Origin of the sequence: Myxococcus sp. AB056 (assembly GCF_006547365.1) — a bacterium.
In the GTDB taxonomy this organism is placed as follows: Bacteria; Myxococcota; Myxococcia; order Myxococcales; family Myxococcaceae; genus Myxococcus; species Myxococcus virescens.
On sequence record NZ_VHLB01000175.1, the window covers coordinates 1 to 5,601 of the forward strand.

The window sequence follows — 5,601 nt, forward strand, 5'->3', positions numbered from 1 at the left end:
CTTCCCGCCCGCCCTCCAGGAGGCGTCCACCTCGGCGAACTCGGACTCGGGAAGCATCAGCTTCAGCAAGTCGTAGAGCGGCGCATCGCTGACGAGTCCGGGCGGCGGCGACTGCGTGGGCAGCGGCTTGGGCGCGTCCACCGGCGTCGAGTCCGTCTTGATGGACATGATGCGCTTCTTGATTTCCTTCTCGTCCCCGAAGAGCTCAATGGTGTTCCCGTAGGACTTGGACATCTTCTGTCCGTCGACGCCGGGCACCGTCTGGGTGGTCTCCTGGATGCGCGCCGCGGGCAGCTTGAGGATGCCGGGCGCATGGCCCCGCTCCTTGCCTTCCGGGTCGGCCGGGTCGTAGCCGGGCACGTACTGGGTGTTGAACTTCACCGCCCAGTCGCGCGCGAACTCGATGTGCTGAATCTGGTCCTTGCCCACCGGGACGAAGTCCGCGCTGTAGAGCAGGATGTCGGCGGCCATCAGCACCGGGTAGGCGAAGAGGCCGAAGTCCGGGCTGATACCCTTGGCCACCTTGTCCTTGTAGCTGTGGGCCCGCTCCAGGTGCGCGTGCGGCGTCACGGTGCCCAGAATCCAGTACAGCTCCAGCACCTCACGCACGTCGCTCTGCCGGAAGAGCACGGCCTTCTTCGGATCCAACCCCAGCGACAGGTAGGCCATGGCGGCCTCGCGCGTCAGCGCCAGCGCGGCCTTGGGGTCCCTCACGGTGGTGAGCGCGTGCAGGTTGGCGATGAAGTAGTACCCCTCGCCTTCATCCTGGAGCTGCACGAACTGGCGGAGCGCGCCGTAGTAGTTGCCGATGTGCAGCCTGCCGGACGACTGCACTCCTGAAAGAATTCGCATGGACTCGCTCTGATTCGGTTGGGCGGAATCGGGAATCGGACGGGGCTCGTTCGCACACCCGACGCGGCCCTGCAACCGTCCGTTGCCCGTGTCCTGCGCCCGTTCAGTATCCGAAGTCAAGACGGACTCTCCCTGGAACTTTGCGCCCCGCCGGGAAATCCCGAGCAAATTCAGGCACTTGCAATTGAATCACAGTGGGGTGCGCCGATACCCTGGGGGTTCCTCACGCGGGCCAACCCACCTTGGAGGAAGCACCTGCATGGAGCCATTCAACGGAAGTCTCGCCAACTATCGCTTGCAGTTGGTGATGCCGCCGCTGTTCAGCGCGCCCGGGGTTGAAGGGGTGCTGAGCGTGGAACGTGGCGCGGTGCGGCGCTGCTTCCACGTCAAGGACGGCTACCTGGTGGGCGAGAGCTCCAACGACCCGCGCGAGCACCTGGCCCAAATCCTGGTGAACCTCCGCATCCTGGACGCCCCCCGCGCCGCGGCGGCCTTCGAAGCGGCCGAGGGGGCGGGCATGCCCTACGGCACCTTCCTGGTCCAGCGCTGCTTCGTGGAACTGCCCCGCCTCATCGAGGCCCTGGAGCACAAGGCGCGCGAGTCCCTGTTCGACTGCTACGCCTGGGAGTCCGGCGAGGTGGCGTTCACCCCCGGCCTCCCTCCGTCAGCCCGGGCGATTGGGCTCAAGCTGTCGCTGTCCACCCTGCACCGTGACGCGGTGTCGCGGCAGCGCGAGTGGAGCATGTTCCGCGACATCTTCCCCCGCATGGACACGACGTTCCGCGTCTTCCGCGAGTTCGCCGTGGAGACGTACTCGGAGGAAGAGGACGTCCTGCTGGACCTGGCGGCGAGCGGCGCCACGCTGGGAGAGATGCTCGCGAGCGCCCGGGAGGCCCCGCTCTTCGCCGCGCGCTGGGTGCTGCACCTGTACCGGCGGGGGGCCCTGGCCCCGCGCAAGGCCCTCGGCCCCCGATTGGGTGAAGCCGCCGAGTTGGAGGAGCTGCTCACCCTGGTGAAGCGCTTCCTGGAAGCCGGTCAGTATGACCATGCCGTCGCCCTGGCCGCGCAAATCCTGGAGCAAGGCCCCGTCCCGGAAGCCCACGCCCTGTACCGCGAGGCGGAGATCCGCCTGACGCTGGCCCTCAGTGACGAGCTCTTCGCGCTCGACGGGCGCCTGGTGTTCGAGCCGATCCCGCGCCCCACCCCGCCCGACCTGACGGCGGATGACCTGTACCTGTACTCGAAGCTGCGCGGCAGCCGGAGCATCCGGCAGGCCCTGCGCACGGCGGCCATGGGCGAGCTCGCCGCGTCCCGCTCCGTGCACCGACTGATGGCGTCCGGGCTAATTCGCGTGGCCCCGCTGCCAGGGAGCGGGCCCCGACGGGCCCACACGGATCCGTTCGGCCTCCCCATCCACGGCGTGGGGGGCTGAGCGCCAGCGGACGGAACGTTCCTTCCACGGCGCGGAGGGCCCCGGGCCGCCCCTACCTCGCGGCGGCCCGCGTCTTCTTCGCCTTGGGGACGAAGACGTCGCTGCGCGGGTGGAACTCGTCGTACACGGACCGCAGCCGGGCGGCGTTCACGTGGGTATAGATTTGCGTCGTGGCGAGGTCCGCGTGCCCCAGCATCTGCTGGACGGCGCGCAGGTCCGCGCCACGCTCCACCAGGTGCGTGGCGAACGAATGCCGCAGCTTGTGCGGCGACAGCGGCTTCACGATGCCCGCCTTCAGCGCGTACCGCTTGAGCAGCTTCCAGAAGCCCTGCCGCGTGAAGCCAGCACCGCGTGGCGTGACGAACAGCGCCTGGGACTTGCGCCGCCCCAGCACCGCCGGCCGGGACTCCGCCAGGTACGCCTGGACCTTCTCGATGGCCACGCTCCCCAGCGGGACGAGCCGCTCCTTGGCGCCCTTGCCCTTCGCCACCAGATAGCCCGCCGTGAGCTGCACGTCGTTGATGCCCAGCCCACACAGCTCGCTCACGCGGAGGCCGGTGGCGTACAGCACCTCCAGCATGGCCTTGTCACGCACGCCCGTGGACGTGCGCTCGTCCGGGGCCGCCAGGAGCTGCTCCACCTCTTCCAGGGTGAGGAACGACGGCAGCTTCCGGGCTGACCGGGGCGTGTCCAGGTCCTCCGTCGGGTCCTTGTCCGCCATGCGCTCGGCGACGAGGAACCGGTGGAAGCCGCGCAGGGCCGCCAGGTGACGGGCCTGGCTGCGCTTGCCCAAGCCCCGCTTGCCCAGCGCGGCCAGGTGCGCGGACACGTCCTCCTGCCGCGCCTGCGTCACGTCGGAGACGCCGCGGGAGCGCAGGTCCTCGAAGTACACGTTGATGTCGGCGGCGTAGGCGTCCACCGTCTTGCCGGACAGTCCGCGCTCCGCGCGGATGAAGGCGATGAACGCGTCGAGCATTCCTTCCATCGCCGCGCAGGCTACCGGAGGCGCGCGGCGAGGCAACTCAGCGGCTCAGGCCCGGGGCTCCCTTGCCCCCTCCGGCGAGGCCGACTCCAGCGCCTGCACCACCCACGGCCAGCCCACCACGATGTTCCCCGGCGAGCGCAGGCAGGCATCCGCCACCGCCAGCACCTCCGCCGGCCGCGAGCGCACCGCCAGCGCCAGATGCCGCCCCAGGAAGGGATGCGGCAGATAGCTGAGGTTGTGGTGACGCACCGGCACCCAGCCCAGCGTCGGCCGCCCTGTCCAGCGCTCCACGGCATACGCCACCGCGGACGCCAGCACCTCCAGCGCATAGAGCGGCAGCCGGAACGCACTCACCAGGAAGGCCACCAACGCACTGGCGGCCACCGCGCCGGCGTAGGACGGATTCGTCGTCCCACTCCAGAGCAGCATCGGCGTCAGGCTGGCGAGGATGGCCGCCATCTGGACCCTCACCACGGAGGGGCCCCGGCCAATGGCGATGCCGCTGATGCTCCCACACGCCAACCCGGCCACGCTCCCCAGGCACACCCCCACCACCATGCCCGCCACCCCACCCAGCTCCGGCCCGAAGGCATCCGCGGCCGTGGCGTGCAGTCCCAGCAGCGTGGCCAGACTGGACAGCGAGCCCAGCAGGACGCCCGCGGCCAGCCCCAACACCTGCGCCACCAGCAGTCCCACCGCCGAGCAGAACAGCGCCGACAACACCCAACCTCGCTCCAGCGGCAGGCCCGCCGTCACGAGCGCCAGGCCCAGCACCTGCGTCACCACCGGCGCGCCGACGAGCAGCAACAGCAGCATGCGCCGGACATAGACGGCCGTGGCCCGGTCTCCCTCGGACGGCTCGCGACACAACGTCCCCAGCCGTGCGCCCGGAACGCGGATGCCCGCGGCTCGCAGCCGGTAGTGCAGGTCCACCGGCCGGAACAGCAGCAACAGCAGTAATTTGAGCAGCCCTGGAACCTGCTCCGGTGCATCCACGGAGCTCGGCCGTGTTCCCCCCTGTGCCAAGAAATCCCCCTATTCTCGGGTTCTAGTCCTCCAGCCTACCCTTCCCCTGCCGGAGGATTTCAAGTGAATCGCCGATGAGTGAAATCACGGTCGACGGTTCATTGAGCGTCACGCCGCCATCAAGGATGAGGTCCAGGCCATGGCCCAGCGCTTCCTTGATATCCTTTGCGTCCGTGAGGGGCTCACCCGCCGTATTGGTCGCGGAGGTCGTCACCAGAGGGCGGCCCAGGGCTCGGGTCAGATCGCGAACGAGCGCCGAGTCCGGCACCCGGATGCCCACCTGCTTCTGCTTGGACATCATCAGGTCCGGCACCAGACGCGTCGCTTCCAGGATGAAGGTGAACGCACCCGGAGTGAGGCTCTTCATGGTCCGGTACGCGAAGTTGCTCACGTGCGCGTAGCGGGCCACGTCCGACAGGTCGGGGCAGAGAAAGGACAGGGGCTTCTTCTTGTCGCGTCCCTTGAGCTGGTACAGCCGCTCGATGCCCTTCTTGGAGCTCAAGTCGCAGCCGAGCCCGAAGTACGTATCCGTCGGGTAGGCCAGCAGGCCGCCGCGCCCCAGCACCTCCACCGCTCGCTGGATGTGGCGGGGTGAAGGGTGCTCCGTGTCCACCTCGAGGATGGGTGCGGCCATGATGTCCTCCGTGCCTCCTGTGACTGCTGCTGAAGGTGTGGATGCCTGACAGCCTATGCCGTTCCCTGCGCGTCGTCCGCGCGGATCTCCCCGGAGGCCGCCAGGGCGCGCCGGGTGAGGACCGGCCCCACCAGCTCATGGGCGGTAATCATGGCGACGATGAGCACCTCCACCTGGGGGCCAAAGGTGGGAAATGTCCTGGACACCAGGGCCGCCAGGCCAAACGTCACGCCCGCCTGGGAGATGAGTCCCATCCACAGGTAGCGCTTGAGCCGCGGGTCGTCCGCTGGGGCGAAGCGGCGACAGGAGAGCCAGATGGCCACGCCGCGCAGCGCGACCAGCAACATCGCCGCCGGCCCCACCGTCAGCAGGGAGTCCAGCTTCAGCCCCGCGCCCGCCGCGGCGAAGAAGAGCGCGAATACTGGCAGCCCCGCCTGCTGGATGGCGTTGTGGATGCGCTCGCCCGCGTGCTCGTCCAGGTTCGCGATGAGCGCCCCCGCCGCCAGCGACACCAGCAGCGGCGACAGGTGCAGGCGCGTGCCCCCTTCCGCCGCGGCGAAGCACAGGCCCACCAGGAACAGCGGCAGCTCCTGCTTCACGCCGCGCATGTAGATGAGCATGCCCACGGCCAGCACCAGCCCCACCACCACCGAGCCGAACAGCTCCCACCCC

Annotated in this window: 6 protein-coding genes; 1 reads left to right on the top strand and 5 read right to left on the bottom strand. The window is 69.2% G+C overall.

The features are described from left to right. Window positions 1-852, bottom strand: an 852-nt coding sequence (trpS, locus tag FMP39_RS36730; RefSeq protein WP_141594589.1) for a tryptophan--tRNA ligase, incomplete at its 3' end; no start/stop codon positions are given. Between the two features lie 259 nt (window positions 853-1,111). Between trpS and FMP39_RS36735 the strand changes: the two genes are divergently transcribed. Then, window positions 1,112-2,284, top strand: a complete 1,173-nt coding sequence (locus tag FMP39_RS36735; RefSeq protein WP_141594591.1) for a DUF4388 domain-containing protein — start codon at window positions 1,112-1,114, stop codon at window positions 2,282-2,284. 52 nt (window positions 2,285-2,336) lie between these two features. Here the strand turns inward: FMP39_RS36735 and xerD are convergent, their stop codons facing one another. The 4 genes from xerD to FMP39_RS36755 all read right to left on the bottom strand — a co-directional run. Next, complete coding sequence (gene xerD, locus FMP39_RS36740) at window positions 2,337-3,269, bottom strand: site-specific tyrosine recombinase XerD (RefSeq protein ID WP_141594593.1); 933 nt, start codon at window positions 3,267-3,269, stop codon at window positions 2,337-2,339. Window positions 3,270-3,314: 45 nt separating this feature from the next. Continuing rightward, window positions 3,315-4,295 carry a hypothetical protein gene (locus FMP39_RS36745; protein ID WP_141594595.1) on the bottom strand — a complete coding sequence of 327 codons (981 nt, stop codon included), beginning with the start codon at window positions 4,293-4,295 and terminating at the stop codon, window positions 3,315-3,317. Between the two features lie 22 nt (window positions 4,296-4,317). Then, window positions 4,318-4,929, bottom strand: coding sequence for an L-threonylcarbamoyladenylate synthase (locus FMP39_RS36750; protein ID WP_141594597.1), 612 nt, complete (start codon window positions 4,927-4,929; stop codon window positions 4,318-4,320). A 53-nt stretch (window positions 4,930-4,982) separates the two neighbouring features. Next, window positions 4,983-5,601, bottom strand: a 619-nt coding sequence (locus tag FMP39_RS36755) for a cation:proton antiporter (protein ID WP_194858720.1), incomplete at its 5' end; no start/stop codon positions are given.